Source organism: Halobellus clavatus (assembly GCF_900107195.1).
GTDB classification, from domain to species: Archaea; Halobacteriota; Halobacteria; order Halobacteriales; family Haloferacaceae; genus Haloquadratum; species Haloquadratum clavatum.
Genome location: NZ_FNPB01000006.1, coordinates 1 through 15,194, shown reverse-complemented (window position 1 = coordinate 15,194; position 15,194 = coordinate 1). Strand labels below are relative to the sequence as shown.

Sequence of the window (15,194 nt, the reverse complement as noted above, 5' to 3'; positions counted from 1 at the left end):
GTTTTTCACAGACATCTTGTGTTTCGATCAACCGAGTGAATCGGAGTCGAAAGCACGCCGGTTGTTGGCCCGAAGTAAGCCATCTCCCAATCGCCGAATACCCACGGTGCAATCGCAACAATCGCAGCACTACCGACAGGAATACGGAAACTGCGGGCGGTACTGAGAGGACCGACCCGAGTTAGTAAGACAGGGACTACCGAGACGAGTCGAGTTACGAGGAGAGCGGATCGACCGTCACTCCGGGACCATCTCCAGCGCCGATTCGACGAGTCTGAGCGCGTTCGCCCCGTCGCTTCGGGGGACGACGACGACCAGGGTATCGCCGCTGACGCCCGCGGCATCGACGAGGACGTTCTCCGCGCGGAGTCGGCCGACGACCGCGGAGAGTGCAGCTGCATCCACCGCGCCCTCGACGACGATGGCCGTCAGACTGCCATCGGTCGTGACAATCGCCGAGTCCCCGACGCTGAGAAGGACGTCCGCCGCCGACTCCGGCGTCGATTCCGCGTCGGCCACGTCGACGCCGGCGAGGCCGACACCGCTGCGCATCCGGACGGTGACGTCGCGGGAGGCGGCCGCCGCCGGATCGATGTCGTCCTCGAACCGTCGGAGCGCCGTCGCGATCGAGTCGGTGTCGCCGTCGACCGCCAGCGACTCCGCGGCGGCCGTGTAGTTGATCACCCCTGCTCTGAGCGCCCGGAGCAACCACGGCCGGTCTCGAACGGCGGCCCGCGTCTCTGCGGCCAGTGACATATCACTGCCCTCGGTCGACGACCGGAAAAGTCCCGATGGTTTTCGCACACCGAACCGGCGCTTCCGAAAGGCGAAGAATCGTTGGCTGAACCCGAAGTCCCTAAGGGCGCTCCGTCCTCTGGTTCCTATATGCAAGCGCTGGTTATCGTGGCGCACGGGTCGCATCTCAATCCCGACTCCTCGACGCCGACGCACCGTCACGCGGACACGATCCGCGAAACGGGCGCGTTCGACGAAGTGAAAACCGGATTCTGGAAGGAAGAGCCCTCACTCAGAGAGGTCCTGCGGACCGTCGAATCCGACGAGGTCTACGTCGTTCCGCTGTTCATCAGCGAGGGGTACTTCACCGAGCAGGTGATCCCGCGCGAACTCCGGCTTTCGGACTGGGACGTCTCCGAGTGGGACTCCGACGGTCTCAGCGCCGACACGGCGACGCTGACCGCCGAAGACACCGGACAGACAGTCCACTACTGCGGTCCCGTGGGGACCCACGAGGCGATGACGGACGTACTGGTCCGCCGCGCGGAGACCGTGACTGGAGACCCCGACGTGGGCGAGGGCTTCGGCCTCGCCGTCGTCGGACACGGCACCGAACGCAACGAGAACTCCGCGAAGGCGATCGAGTATCACGCCCAGCGCGTCCGCGAGATGGACCGCTTCGACGAGGTCCAGGCGCTCTACATGGACGAAGAGCCGGAAGTGGACGACGTGACCGACTACTTCGAGGCCGAAGACGTCGTCGTCGTTCCGCTCTTCATCGCCGACGGCTTCCACACGCAGGAAGACATCCCGGAGGATATGGGGCTGACCGACGACTACCGGACGGGCTACGACGTCCCCGCCGCGGTCGACGGCCACCGAATCTGGTACGCCGGTGCGGTCGGGACCGAGGGGCTGATGGCCGACGTGATCCTCGAACGCGCCGCGGACGCCGGGGCCGATATCGAGGAGGCCATCGACACGGTCCGCGAGGCCACGCGCGAGGCAGAGACGGATTCGGCGTCCGAATCCGGAACCGAGGCGGCAGGTGACTGACGTGCGGGACGACCAACTGGACGCCCTCGTCGAGCGAGTGACCGACGACCCGGTCGCTTTCGACGGTCTCCACGCGGATGCGACCGAAGACGGATACGCGCTCGCGATCGACGGTACGGAAGTCGACCACGAGGGACTCACCGAATCCGAGTTCCGGGAGGCGCTCACCGAAGACCTCGCTCCGTACGTGACGAACTGGTACTACTGGCAGGTCACCGTCGGCGACAGCGGACGGCACCGTCGAGCGTTCCTCCGGCACGCGGAGGCGGCCGAGAAGCACCCCGTCCCCGAACGCTACGACGCGCTTCGAGACGGAATGGAAACTGCGTGGGGCGAGGTGCTGATCACCGCGACGCTGGGCGAGGACGGCGAACGGCGGTACCACGTGCGGCACGAGGACGACGCCGGCACCGACGCCGAGCACCTCGACGCCTACGACGACCCGCTCGACGCCCGGGAGCTCGCGACCTACGACGACCGCGGTCGCTACCGCCCACTGAAGACCGCCCCGTCGCTCGTGTCGGGCTGGGTCTTCCCGGATCTCGACGGGCGCGACGCCGTCGAGACGCTCGACGTGCTCTACCCCGCCTCGATCGCCAACTGGAACCGCGAGCGCGAAGGCGAACTGGACGTGACCCACTGGCGGGAGACCGCCGAACGGCAGACCGGCATCTACGACGTCATCGAGGAACTGCCCCGTGAGGGGGTCGAGTGGGTCGCGTCGGCGTGCTGCGTGGACTCACAGTGCCTCAAGCGCCGCGAGTGGCAGTACGACGAGGGCGACGAACTCGAAGCCGACGGGGGAACCGGGACGTTCCCGTGTCGGGAACCGTGTTCGCTCGTGGTCGCCGCCGCGCGGAAGTGGACTAAGCTCGAAGAAGAAGAGACCCACACGTACGAGTTCGAACTCACGCCCTCCGAAAAGGAACAACTCGAGGAGATCGTCGACTCCGTCGCCGACGGCCGGGTCGAAGAGATCCGCGAGGCCGACGTGTACGAGGGAGCGAACCGATACCGGGCGCGCTTCCTCCGGTCGAAGCGGTTCGACGACGAGGGGAACCTCTCGGGGACGCCGACGCACCCCGACGACCACGAGGAAGCCAACGCGGCCGAGCACGACGACCACTGAGTGGCCGGCCTCCGTCCCGATCGGTTCGCTGACGTTCGCCGACGTTCGCTGACGTTCACTGACGTTCGCTGACGAACCGGGCGACGTCGCCGCTCAGCGCTCTTCGAGCAACTGGTGCGCATGCGCGTCCGACTGCGCCCGCTTCCAGCGGACCTGTTCGGCATCGCCGTAAGCCAGTTCCTCGCGGAGCAGATCGGGCAGGAGGCCCGCTTTCGCCTCGATGACGGTGCCTTCCCCGTCACCGAACTCGACGAGTCCGTAGGCGTCCGGTGCGCGACCGACGGTCCCCCGATCGAGCGAGCGCCACGCCTTCCTGAGCGCCATCAGTCCTCGCCAGCGGCCGCAGCGTCGTCGCGATCGGCGGCCTCGCTCTCGGTCACAAATTCGTAGGACGACTCGCTCCAGTCGTCCTCGACGAAGACGAACACGCGGCCGCGAGCGGTCTCGGGGTCGGCCTCGATCTCGGTCCGCATCCCGCCGAGGCGTCGGACGGCGACGCCCGGGAAGAGTTCCTCCTCCTCGCCTTCGTCGAGGATGACCCGGCCGACGCCCGTCGATTCGAGGACGTCGTCGTGGGTCTTCAGATCGTTCACGTAGAGCATCACGCCCTCGGTCTCTGTCGGGTCAGTCACGAGGACGTGAGTCTCCTTCTTTGGTGGGGTGGTGAGCGTGTCGGTGACGGGTTCGGGCACTCCTCGGTACAGCGTCGTCCGGCCGTCGATGTATTCGACTTCCACGCCGTGATCGAGGAGTTCGACCCCGACAGTGTCCGGCGGGATGTCGTTGCGGGCGCTCATACCGCCACGTTCGCCCGGGCCACCCAAAAGCACCGCGATGAGGCCCTGTGTCTCGGCGGGCGAGTGTACTCACTCCAGCGCGATCACCTGACCGGGACGCGCCGTCCGGCCGCCGTAACTCGCATCGTCGGTTCCGACGAACACCCGGTTGGCGACTGGCACGACGTGCGCGACGGACCCCGAGATCGGCACCCGCCAGCGGACATCGCCGTCGAGCGTGAAGGCCGTGACGCGCCCCGGTGGCGGCGTGTCGTCGGTGCTCGCACCCGCTTCGACCTCACCGGGTCCCGCTGGGCTGACACCGTCCCACCGGGTCCCCGCCAGCACCAGATCACCGGCGACCACGACGGCCCGGAGCCAGTTCGAGAACGACGCGCGCCACTGCAGAGTGCCGGTCGTCGCCTCCCGACAGACGAGCGCACGCCGCCGCTGTGCGTCGGTCCCGGTTCGGAGGGCGTGGAACAGGCGGTGTTCAGCCGCACAGAGTTCCTTGACAACCGTGGGATCAGCACGTGACGCCGCATCCACCGCGGTCCATCGCCGTGTTCCGTCCGAGAGCGCGTGCGCACGCACTGTCTGTACGTCGTCGTTGTACATCCCCAGTGTGCCGGTCGCGATCAGCTCCGATCCCGAAGTCGCGTCTGTGACGACAGCCGGATCGAGCGTGTAGCCCACCGGATTCCGCGTCCAGACTGGAGTCGGTACCTGCTTGCGGACGACTTCGCTCCACCGGCGTGCGCCGTATTTGCCGACCCGGCCGCCAGTAAGGACGAGCGACCCGTCGACGAGGAGCGGCGTGGTCGGCGCGCCCCACGTCTGCCCGCGGAACACCCGACGGCCGCTGTCGCGGCTCACGGCCTCGAGACCGGAGTGACTGCCCACGTAGACCGTCCGCCGAGAGAGGAGGAGTCGTTCGCCACGGTCCCGGACCGGCCGTCGCCAGCGTGTCTCACCCGTCGTGGCGTCGAGTCGAGCCACGGACCCGTACGGCGGTTCCCGGTCGTCGGTGTCGCGCTCGTCTGCGGCGGTTCCAGTGGCGTACACAGCGCCGTCGGCGTACGCGAGACGCGTCCCCGGAGCCTGCTCGGTCCACTGGACTGTCCCGTCGTCTCTGGCGAGGGCGGCGACCTGCGGCGCCCGATTGTCGCGCCGTTGGCTCCCGACGTAGACCTGCTCGGGGCCGACGACGAGCGAGTCGACCGCGGGGACCGGGCGCTGTCGCCACGCCACGGATGGCGCGCTCGGCGGCGTCGCGCCTCGGGCGGCACTCGTTCGCGTGGCGTCACGGTCGGCGACGGGCCAGGTTCCGTCCGGTGTGGCCGTCGCCGTTGGCGCCGCCGTCCGCATTCGACCCACTCCCCACGCGCCGAGGGCCACGCCGCCGGCGAGGAGGAGTCGCCGCCGAGTGAGCCGTCGGCCGACCCCACTGCGGAGTGAGTCGTCACTGGAGGCGTCGGCTGCAGATCCGTCGTCCGCGGAGACCATACACGACGCCCGGAGAGCCCACAATAAGTGTCTTCGGCTCTCCTGAATGGCCTGAGCACGACCGCGGGAACCCAGCGGTTATCACCCGTGGCACCGAGTGCCGTCCTATGACCGACGACGCAGTCGCCGACCGAGACGGCGATGATCGACTGACGTACGCAGACCTCGCTGTCGGGGAGCGATTCGAGGCCGACGAGACGGTCACGTTCACCCGAGAGTCGATCATCGACTTCGCGTCGGCGTACGACCCCCAGCCGTTCCACCTCGGCGAGGCGGTGGACGATGCCGCGCCGTTCGATGGCCTCGTCGCGAGCGGACTCCACAGTTTCTGTGAGTGCAACCGCCTGGCGACGGCGGCGTTCTTCGGGACGGTCGCGTTTCTCGGCGGCCGCGGCGTCGACGACTTGCGCTGGCACCGACCGATCGCACCCGGCGACACGCTCGCCGTCGACGTCGAGGTCGCCGACAAACGGCTCCCAGAGGCGGACGACAGGCGTGGCCACGTCGATGTCGACGTGACCGGTCGTGGACCCGAGGGTGCACCAGTCGTCACCTGGCGCGTTTTGGGAATGGTCAGACGCGACCCCGAAGACGGGTCCTGACGCGGAACTGTCACGGCGGATCGCTACACCTTTCACGTCGGTCGATAGCACTCCTGTATGCACGGCCGAGCAGTCGCACTCGGAGCGGGGACGGTGCTGAACGCCCTCTCGACGGGCGTCGGATCGGCGTTCGCGATCGACGCCGAGACGACCGCGACCGTCGAACTCGACGACTCCGGACAGGTCAAGGGAGCCGTCGCCGAGGACGACACCGCCGACACGCGGCTGATCGAACGCTGCGTCGAACTCGCGATCGAAACCTACGCGACAGCGGACGACGAACCGGTCTCGGGTGGAACGGTCAGAACTGAGAGCGACGTCCCGATGGCGGCCGGTCTCAAGAGTTCCAGCGCCGCCGCCAACGCCACCGTACTCGCGACCGCTGATGCGCTGGGGGCGGACCCCGACCGCCTGGACGCCTGTCGGCTGGGTGTCGAGGCGGCTCGGGACGTCGGTGTGACAGTCACCGGTGCTTTCGACGACGCCTCAGCGTCGATGCTCGGTGGTGTCACCGTCACCGACAACGACGCCGACGACCTGCTCGCCCACGACGAGGTCGAGTGGAGCGTCCTCGTGTGGACGCCGCCAGAGCGCGCCTACACCGCTGACGCCGACGTCGAGCGGTGTGCGAACGTCGCGCCGATGGCCGAACTGGTCGCAGACCTCGCACTCGACGGTCGGTACGCGGAGGCGATGACGGTCAACGGACTCGCATTCTCGGCGGCGCTCGGCTTCTCCGCCGATCCGGCCGTCGAAGCGATGCCGCACGTCGCCGGCGTCTCGCTCTCGGGGACCGGCCCCAGCGTCGTCGCCGTCGGCGATGAGGACGGACTCGACCAGGTCCAAGAGCGCTGGGACGAGCGCGGGGGACAGACGTGGCGAACGACGACCCGAACAGACGGAGCACGACTGGAATGACTCGAGAACACGACACTGACACTGATCGGAGCGTCGACACCGACGAGATGTCGCTGGACGAACTGCGGACGGAGATCGAAGACATCGATCGCGAGATCGTCGAGTTGATTGCGCGGCGCACGTACGTCGCCGATTCAGTCGCGCAGGTGAAAGCCGAACGCGACCTGCCGACGACCGACGAGGGGCAAGAAGAGCGGGTGATGGAGCGTGCGGGGCGAAACGCCGAACAGTTCGGCGTCGATTCGAACCTTGTGAAGGCGGTCTTCCGACTGCTCATCGAACTGAACAAAGTCGAACAGCGAGAGACTCGATAGTCGACGATGGGCCGGTTCTCGGTGCCGGCCCAGTCGCAACGAGTCCCGCGGTGAAAGGGCTCCTGATCTGCGACCCTTTCGGAGAGAAATTGCGGAGGTAGCTTGCTCCCAAGGCTGCACGCTACCGCCATAGCCGTCGGCCACGTCTGGGATTGGTGAAGACAGCGGATTCCCAGACGAGGGAACCAAAGAGGCCCGAAGACAGCGTCGAATCCGTGGGTTTAAATCGACCCACGCCGGAGACGGGAAGTGAGGGCGCTTAGCTCAGTTTGGACAGAGTGCTTGGCTTCGGACCAAGTTGTCGCGGGTTCAAATCCTGCAGCGCCCATTCGATTCTCGAACGACCAACATCCGACAGACGGCGTCGGGTTGTTTATAAACCGACTTTGGCTGCCGAATTTGATTTCGTTCGATAGTCGAACGATTCCGTTTGAGTGGGGTGCCGTCTGGTGGTTCGCGTACATCCAAACCCGGGTGGAAAGGGTATAATCATTGGGTCATTGGATGTGACGCGGGATCGAAACGATTGGACGCTCTTTGCCCAGTGGTCGAATAGTCGCACCGGTCATCGACGAGCGCGCGCTCGCGGTCGTACAAGCTCGCGTCTGTGATACAATGGAGACGTTCTCTAATGTCCGCACTCAGTTGAGCCACTACATCTGTTCACAGGGTTTCATATGGTGGCCGCTAGTCGTAGCTAAATAGGATGAATAGGGACGCTGTTAGGGACTATGTGAAACAATCTGACGCTGTTCTTGAAGCCTCTCCCCAAATGGATGAGGCCAACACGAAGGCCGCCATCTTGCGTGACTTTTTGGACCTACTCGACTGGCAGATCCCACAGAATACCCAACTCGAATACTCTGTCGAAGCGTTTGGACAGACGTATAAGGTCGATTATGCGTTGATTCTCGACGGAACACCGGTCGCCTTCCTCGAAGCCAAAGGGGCGGACACCGCCCTAACGGCGGACCACGACGAACAACTCTCGTCCTATATGATGAACAAGAACGTCAACTACGGAATTTTGACGAACGGGAAGCAGTACCGTTTCTTTCAGCGTCGGGTTGACGCCTCGAACGTGAATGTTCAGCAGGTCGGTGACATAGCCCTCGAAGACCTTCCCAACCGTCTCGCAGTGGTGAAAGCCTTCGAGAAGGACGCCATCGAGTCGGGGGAGTCTGGGAAAATCCTTGGTAGAATCAATGAACTCCGGGAAGCCCGTCGTACCCTTGAATTCGAAAAGGACGACTTGGCGGTTGAACTCTCGAACGTGCTGGCTGATGAGGTTTCGGACGCTATCTCGTCGCTTGCGGAAACGCAGGCTAAGGAAATGATTGACCGACTCGTCGCGGATATTGAGTCTGAAATAGACGCTGATGGTAGCACTGAATCTCCGAAAGACGGTGGGACTGGTGATCCTGGTCCTGACCCAGTAGACAGCCACATCGTAGGACGAATCAAGCGCAGTGAATTTGAGGGCGACAACGACGCCAAAGTAGCGGTCTTCCCTACGAAAAGATCGGGTCTGGAGTTCCTGCGTGAAAACAATGCTTGGGGGTTCGTCCGTATCGGTCAGAATCCAGAATATGTGGCGATGTACCTCTCTGAAGATGTACGAGAAATAAAATACGTTGCTCGTGTCAGTGATATAGTCCCAGCCACCGAGGCAGATCTCGCTCGTCCCCGTGAAGCATACTTTGAATCGGCGTCCGACGAAGCTCAAGCCGGATTCGACCCTGACCAGCAGGTAGTGGTCTTTGAGGAAGGTAGCCTATACGAATTGGAAGATCCGGTTCCCTACGAAACGAAGTATCCCCAGTCGCTCCAGTATACGACACTCGGAGCGCTCCGGACAGCAGAGACGACTGACGATATGCTCTAATCCTCTGATCTGTTTTCACTGAAAGACCACGAGATGTTCTGTGCTAACTACTAAGTCAAACTGCCGGTTAAATTGGGTAACACGATGCTTTCTCTCCCCCCACTCGTTGATAACACTGATAGGACACTTGAGGACATCTACAAGAAGATCATCCCCCAGATCGAAGAAGCTCGCATCGCAACGGGGTATTTCTACCTCTCCGGGTTTGACCTCTACCGCGAAGATCTCGAACAACTTGCAGATCCCGAAGAACTCGGCCACGCACCACTTCGGATCCTGATGGGGCGACAGACGGACAGGAGTACTGCCGACGAAATTAGCGAGGGAAAGAACCTACGGGAAGAACTCAAGGACGAAGTACGGGAGAGTATTTCGGAGCTGAACAATGCACAGATCGACCGACTTGATCGGCTCCGCGACTTTATAGCAGAAGACAAGGTCAACGTCCGTGTGCGAAACCCAGAACACGGCTACTTCCACGCCAAGGGTGCATCGTTCAGAGCCCCACCCGAAGACGATGGCTGGGGAGAGGACGATACAGATACCCGTGCCTGTGCAACCGTTGTCGGATCGTCAAACTTCACTGCGAGCGGGCATCGCAACAATATCGAACTGAATCTCACGAGTCAAGAGCGCCGCGAGGCCGAAGCCTTCGAGAAATGGTATGATAACCAATGGGCGAATGCCGAAGACTTCAGCGAAGAGATCATCCGAATCATCGAAAACAGCACCGAATACCAAGAGTGGAAAGAGCAGCAAGACGATGACACCGGAGATGGAGAGGAAGAGTCGGACGATGAACTTGGAACTTACCTCGAACCGTTCGAGTTGTACAAGCTCCTCGCCTACGACGAACTAAACGGGAACGTCACCGTTCGTGACAGCCCGCTCTACTACTTCCAAAAACTCGGGTACGAGAGCGCTAAAGAGAAACTCTCCCAATTCAACGGCTGTATCATCTCTGACTCAGTCGGTCTTGGCAAATCATTCATCGGCGGAGAACTCCTGCACGACTACCGACAACGCGGTGATCGCTGCCTGCTCATCGTTCCTGCGAACCTCACTGACCAGTGGGAAGACCTGCTCGAAGACGATACCGACGAAGATGGGAACCCGTACTTCGGGTTAGAGGTGGATGGCACGCACCTTGATGTGATGAGTATCAGCAAATTCCAGAATCTCACTTTCGATGAGGTACAGGGGCTCAAAGACGCGTTCGACGTACTGCTCATTGACGAGGCTCACCGGTTCCGGAATTTCGGAAAGTGGCGACCGGATCCGGATCACGATGACGACTACAAGGGAACGCGTCGGCACGCGAACCTGCGACAGCTCCGGGGGAAGACGATGATCATGCTGACCGCGACGCCGATCAACAACAGCGCTACTGACCTGAAGAACCTCATCAGTCTCTTCACGAGTCCTGAAGAGATCCGGAACAAGACATCGCTTGATTTCGATGCATTCGACGAGTACATCGACCTGTCGGAGACGCGGAAGCAGATCGCTGCTGGAAAAGAAGAGGTGACTGACGAAGAACAGAAACAGATCAATAAGGACTTACAGCGCCACTCCGAGGAGATCTCGGACATCCTCAATGAAGTAATGGTACTGCGGACACGGACACACGTCAAGGACCAAGTCCAAGAGGATGAGGACTTCGAGATGAGTTTCGAACCCCCGAAGCTCTACAAACAAGAGTACTCACTCCCACCGGCCTATCAACCCGTGTACCAGATGTTGCCGGACGTGATGGACGCACTCCATTTGCCGCACATTACGGTAAAGAACCCGAAAGCCGGCAGCACACTGAAAGCCCTGTACAAACTGAATCTGCTGAAGCGACTGGAATCCTCAACGTACGCCTTCGTCCAATCTATTGAGACACTTCATGAGAGCGAACGCCAGCTCCTGGGATTACTGGATGGGCTTCCTGAGGACGAGAAGATCGATATGCTGCGAACGATTCAGGACGGCGATGAATCCGAAACGATTGGCGATTTCGTCGAAGGGAAAGATGCTGCAGAGGATCTCGAACAGACGCTGGAAGAGTTCGGATTTGATACCACTACTGTTCAAGCCGAGAATGCCGGAGAGAGTGCGGACGCGGACGAGTTAGCAGACGCGACGATCGGTGACGTGAAGACGTACATCCGAGAAGATCTGACGCTACTCGCGTATTTCCTCTCGCAGTTCATCGGGGACGTTGCACGGGATGCTGGTGACGTGAGCGATCACGCTGTCACCACACGTCAGTGGCTGTATGATCACAATGCGGGTGTTCTCCCGGATGTTCCCGAGGACAAGTTGAATCCGATTCTGTACCCACAGAGTGACCTGAGCGATGTTGATGCAGCCACCCGTGACTTCTACGAAGCCGTGTTTTCACTACGCGAGTTCCGTGACCCGAAGATCGACCGACTCGCGGACGTACTCAATAGATATGATGATGAGAAGGTACTCATCTTCACACAGTACCGAGCAACAGCCGATTACGTCTACCGTACACTCCTGACGAATCCGGATTCGCCGCTAACAGATGCGAATAGTGCAGTCGTCAAAGGCGGTGACGAGAATAAACAGGACGTGATACAGCGGTTCGCTCCTGAAGCATCCGGGTACCAACAGACGCTTGCGGAGACCGATGAATCAGAGCTCCAGTACGTCGTTGCAACCGACACACTGTCTGAAGGTGTCAATCTTCAAGATGTATCAGTTCAAGTATCATATGACCTGCCGTGGAACCCTATGCGGATCGTTCAGCGAGTCGGTCGGATCGACCGCATCGGGAGTACCGCCGAAAAACACGTTCACAACTTCTACCCCGACGGTGATATTGAGGCTGCGATTAAACTTCTGGAACGCTTGCAGGCGAAAATCAACGACATTGCGTTGATCGTCGGAAAGGAGAATAACATCCTTGATCCGAATGAGGATCAGCTACTCAACCAGGCCGGTGTTGAGACGGAGAAGACGATCGGAGAGTTACAGATCGACGAAATCGAGGATTCACTCAAGAAATCTCGTGACATCGAGGACGTGAACGAACTCGACGACACGAGCAAGAATCCGCTACTCCGGAACGCTGGGAGTAACGAAAACGCCGCATTCGAACGGTACCTACTGAAGCAAGAACTGAACGAGGACTTCGGGCTCACAGAGGACGACTTCGAATACGCGCAAGACTACTTCGGCACCCCACCAGCGGAACGAGACTTCCTGTACACGAACGTCACCAACCATGATTCTGGTCCGAGACCCGGTGTGTTCGGGCTCGCACATCTCTGGTTCGACGATGACGACCACGAGTCACCGCTCGGGCGTGTTCGGCGGGCATTCTACTACAAACCGTTCGCTGACGACGTGAAAGAACGTCCTGTGAGTACGCTCAAGATCGACCCAACGGTAGACGGTGAACCGATCACCGGAAGCACCGAAAACGTGCTGGCAGACCGAGACGCAATTCAGCAAGTTCTTGATGACCGCTTGGAAGCGATCCGGAGCAGTCAGACAGAGGAGATATTCAAGCAAGGGAATAAATTCTCAAAAGAGCAGGAAACGATTCTGGACTTTATTGATCACTACCTACTACCAAACCACGGTGAAACGTCTGCTCCCATAGAGGAGCACGCAACGCTTGAAGAATGGGCTACCGATCTCCACGAGCGACTCCGTGACGTGAAATTGGCGAACACTGATGAAGATCAGATTCTCAGGGATATATTCCGTCATAACGAACAGTATGATTCATTCACAGAATGGCCCCCCGTCGAGTTCCTGGAAGAGCTTGAGGCATTCTTAGAAGAGAACGTAGAGGCATCTACCGAGTATCAGGCCAAGTTAGTAGGAGAAAGCGAAGTTCAGGCTCGACTGATGTGCTGGGGTGTCGTGGGACATTAACTGAGCGACCGACGAATCAATCCCTACAGCATCGGACCTTCTTGATCCAGTATGTCGAACTTTTCAGAGACCATTTCAAAGTAGTTCTCGTTCATAATACGAGGATTCGTTACTCTGTGGAAGTCATCAAGCACGAATTGTACTTCGTCTTGTTCCAGTCCATAGGCGTGGAAGGCTGCTGCATCAATCTCGGCCTGTAGTTCTCGCCTTTCTTTTTGAGTGGTCACGGGATCAACTCCGCCCAAACGGTCGCGCATCTCAGCGAATTCATCACCGTAGCAACTCAGCTGAGCAGCCCGTTCAGAGATGTAGTGGAACCAGTTATCATCCTTGGAGAGATCAGGCATCTGTGACTCTTTGAACTTGTACATCACAATGCCGGTGTCTACTTTGGTCCTAAGAAGGTAGTCAAGCGGAATTGAGTTGAGCAAACCAAGCTTAGCAAACAACTCTTCATCCGAAAACATCCGCTCATAGAAGTTATGGAGCGGATCTTCGGATAGTCCCTCTTCGTATGGCTGAATCAGGTAGCTCGGTATAGTCAGCAATGTATTGTGACAAACGATTCCCTTCGGAAGTACCGATGCGATGAGGGTACGTTCGTTGGTAGAGTTCGTAATCCGTCGAATACCAATTCGATACTCCGTACAGTCTAAGAGAACGTCATCTTCGGAGAGAGGCTTTCCTCGATGTTGCTTCAGTAGATCATTGACGAATCCCTTCTGAGATCCGGTGCCGTCGAAAGCTTCGTAAATGGCCGATTTGAGATCACGCACCGTCTTCTCCCGCATCCGCTGTTTGGCACTTCGATCAGGATCTTTCTCTTCTTCGACGCTCCAAAATTCGGGTTCCTCTACGTCATTTATAAACTCGGGGGTGTACGAATATTGGTATATATTCTTACCACCGTAGACGGGGTAGTCAGCTTCTGACTTATCTACGAAACGGTCTGCATCACTCGTTCGGCGGAGTCCCTGATACGGCTCCATATACCCGGTTGGGGCACCCTCTGGTGCGATTGGTGGGTTATCAATAATCGATTCTAGGACACGGAGTTTGTGTTCTGATTCGATATACGGGAAGATGCCTGCTTCGGGAGAGTACGATTCAAGCACATCGCGTGGGATTTTGATCGCCTTTTCATCAAAATTGTTAAAAATAGAGAGATTACCTGCCTCGTATTTGCCTGAAACATACTCTGTTGAACCGCTGTTTTTGAATACTACTACACCGAATTTGTATCGATCATCAACCCCTTTGAAAATACCGTGATTCTCAAAGATTGTGAGTACATCGAGGGTAGTATTATTCAACAGATGGGTTCGTAGGTCTTTGCCTGACGCTCCATTGAAGATCGCACCGGGAAGAATTTGGGCGACACGAGAGGAATCACCGGCAAGCTCGAAGACCCGTTCGAAGAAAAGAGATGAAAGATCGTTTGTGCTTGGGTTGACCCTACCATCAATCACCGGTCGTTGTAGGTTATATGCAGGAGTGTTCTTGAAGTACTCAGCCCGGAGCTCCATTTCGTCTTGGTATTCCTGCCACCCTTCCGCAATCTCATCGTCTGTGAGGAGTTCTTCCTGCACTCTGTCCTTGTCGTCTGGGAGACGTGTCCGGAACGTCTCATCGAATTTTGAGAAGTAGTCATCACGGAGTGGTTTGATTCTGTCCCATGGGGGGTTTCCTATGATTACGTCGAATCCACCATCCTCGTACACCGGTGCGAATTCGAGCACCCAATGGAACGGGCTGAAATCCTGCACCTTCTCTGCATCAACTTCTTTCAACCCAGCAGCGTGGAACTGCTCCAGTACCTTCTCGTTTAATTCACGGCTATGTGTCTCAACAAGGGATTCTGCGGTTTTGCGTGCATTCTGTGCTTCAGTAGCACTAGTAGCATTCTGGTGGCGTTCAATTTGTTTGATAACATCTTCGTAGAGTTCCCTAACTCCGGTTCCGACTCCACCACCCCAATTCGTAAGTGCTGCATCACCGTCATCGGTCACCTCTACCAGATCCATTCGTCTTTAGCTAAGACTCACACCTCGGTTGCGTAGCGGTAGCGAGCGTCTCTTGCAGGATCGGTCGTTGTTGGTGGATCTTCTGTGCGTCTTCGATCAGTCGCTCCAGCAGTGGCGGTGGCGAGTAGCCGAGGAACTCGCCGAGTTCGTGGAGGATGAGCTGGGCGTGCGACCGGAAGGTCGCCGCCCAGCGTTCCGGCGGAAACACGATTTCATCGGCGGCCTGCTCGGTGACCAGACCCAACAGATCACGACTCACCAGCAGTGACAGCAACGCCGCGTACAACAGAATCTTCACGACATCCGGGTCGCTCGTGTCGAACTTGTCCAGTTCGTACTGTGTCTTCAG

Annotated in this window: 12 protein-coding genes, 1 tRNA gene and 1 pseudogene; 8 read left to right on the top strand and 6 right to left on the bottom strand. The window is 59.3% G+C overall.

All coding sequences use genetic code 11. The annotated features are described in order from the left end of the window. Nucleotides 1-237 precede the first annotated feature (237 nt). Nucleotides 238-756, bottom strand: coding sequence for a DUF7523 family protein (locus BLU74_RS09925; RefSeq protein ID WP_089767129.1), 519 nt, complete (start codon nucleotides 754-756; stop codon nucleotides 238-240). 129 nt (nucleotides 757-885) lie between these two features. On the opposite strand from BLU74_RS09925, the gene BLU74_RS09920 reads away from it, so the two are divergent. Both BLU74_RS09920 and BLU74_RS09915 read left to right on the top strand, forming a co-directional pair. Next, on the top strand, nucleotides 886-1,791 hold the full coding sequence (locus tag BLU74_RS09920; RefSeq protein WP_089767128.1) for a CbiX/SirB N-terminal domain-containing protein: 906 nt from the start codon (nucleotides 886-888) through the stop codon (nucleotides 1,789-1,791). Next, on the top strand, nucleotides 1,784-2,920 hold the full coding sequence (locus tag BLU74_RS09915; RefSeq protein WP_089767127.1) for a DR2241 family protein: 1,137 nt from the start codon (nucleotides 1,784-1,786) through the stop codon (nucleotides 2,918-2,920). Before BLU74_RS09920 ends, BLU74_RS09915 begins: the two co-directional genes overlap by 8 nt. Nucleotides 2,921-3,013: 93 nt before the next feature. Here BLU74_RS09915 and BLU74_RS09910 read toward each other — a convergent pair whose 3' ends face one another. The 3 genes from BLU74_RS09910 to BLU74_RS09900 all read right to left on the bottom strand — a co-directional run bounded on the left by BLU74_RS09910 (nucleotide 3,014) and on the right by BLU74_RS09900 (nucleotide 5,202). After that, a complete protein-coding gene (locus BLU74_RS09910) occupies nucleotides 3,014-3,244 on the bottom strand; it encodes a DUF7508 domain-containing protein (protein ID WP_089767126.1) in 231 nt (76 codons plus the stop codon). Next, nucleotides 3,244-3,717 carry a DUF5796 family protein gene (locus tag BLU74_RS09905; RefSeq protein ID WP_089767125.1) on the bottom strand — a complete coding sequence of 158 codons (474 nt, stop codon included), beginning with the start codon at nucleotides 3,715-3,717 and terminating at the stop codon, nucleotides 3,244-3,246. Before BLU74_RS09905 ends, BLU74_RS09910 begins: the two co-directional genes overlap by 1 nt. Nucleotides 3,718-3,786: 69 nt before the next feature. Then, nucleotides 3,787-5,202 carry an outer membrane protein assembly factor BamB family protein gene (locus tag BLU74_RS09900; RefSeq protein ID WP_089767124.1) on the bottom strand — a complete coding sequence of 472 codons (1,416 nt, stop codon included), beginning with the start codon at nucleotides 5,200-5,202 and terminating at the stop codon, nucleotides 3,787-3,789. Between the two features lie 107 nt (nucleotides 5,203-5,309). Here BLU74_RS09900 and BLU74_RS09895 point away from each other — a divergent pair, with 107 nt between their 5' ends. The 6 genes from BLU74_RS09895 (at nucleotide 5,310) to BLU74_RS09870 (ending at nucleotide 12,821) form a co-directional block, all read left to right on the top strand. Continuing rightward, nucleotides 5,310-5,804, top strand: a complete 495-nt coding sequence (locus tag BLU74_RS09895) for a MaoC/PaaZ C-terminal domain-containing protein (protein ID WP_089767123.1) — start codon at nucleotides 5,310-5,312, stop codon at nucleotides 5,802-5,804. 57 nt (nucleotides 5,805-5,861) lie between these two features. Then, complete coding sequence (locus BLU74_RS09890) at nucleotides 5,862-6,722, top strand: shikimate kinase (protein WP_089767122.1); 861 nt, start codon at nucleotides 5,862-5,864, stop codon at nucleotides 6,720-6,722. Further along, nucleotides 6,719-7,036, top strand: a complete 318-nt coding sequence (locus BLU74_RS09885; RefSeq protein WP_089767121.1) for a chorismate mutase — start codon at nucleotides 6,719-6,721, stop codon at nucleotides 7,034-7,036. Before BLU74_RS09890 ends, BLU74_RS09885 begins: the two co-directional genes overlap by 4 nt. Before the next feature lie 253 nt (nucleotides 7,037-7,289). Further along, a tRNA-Arg gene (locus tag BLU74_RS09880) sits at nucleotides 7,290-7,364 on the top strand. A gap of 378 nt (nucleotides 7,365-7,742) precedes the next feature. Then, nucleotides 7,743-8,921, top strand: a complete 1,179-nt coding sequence (locus BLU74_RS09875; protein WP_089767120.1) for a type I restriction enzyme HsdR N-terminal domain-containing protein — start codon at nucleotides 7,743-7,745, stop codon at nucleotides 8,919-8,921. An 84-nt stretch (nucleotides 8,922-9,005) separates the two neighbouring features. Beyond that, nucleotides 9,006-12,821, top strand: a complete 3,816-nt coding sequence (locus tag BLU74_RS09870; RefSeq protein WP_089767119.1) for a helicase-related protein — start codon at nucleotides 9,006-9,008, stop codon at nucleotides 12,819-12,821. A 23-nt stretch (nucleotides 12,822-12,844) separates the two neighbouring features. Here BLU74_RS09870 and BLU74_RS09865 read toward each other — a convergent pair whose 3' ends face one another. Together BLU74_RS09865 and BLU74_RS09860 are read right to left on the bottom strand one after the other, a co-directional pair. After that, nucleotides 12,845-14,830 carry an Eco57I restriction-modification methylase domain-containing protein gene (locus BLU74_RS09865; protein ID WP_139175711.1) on the bottom strand — a complete coding sequence of 662 codons (1,986 nt, stop codon included), beginning with the start codon at nucleotides 14,828-14,830 and terminating at the stop codon, nucleotides 12,845-12,847. Between the two features lie 25 nt (nucleotides 14,831-14,855). Then, nucleotides 14,856-15,194 (bottom strand): annotated as a pseudogene (locus tag BLU74_RS09860) (IS4 family transposase); the annotation flags it as partial.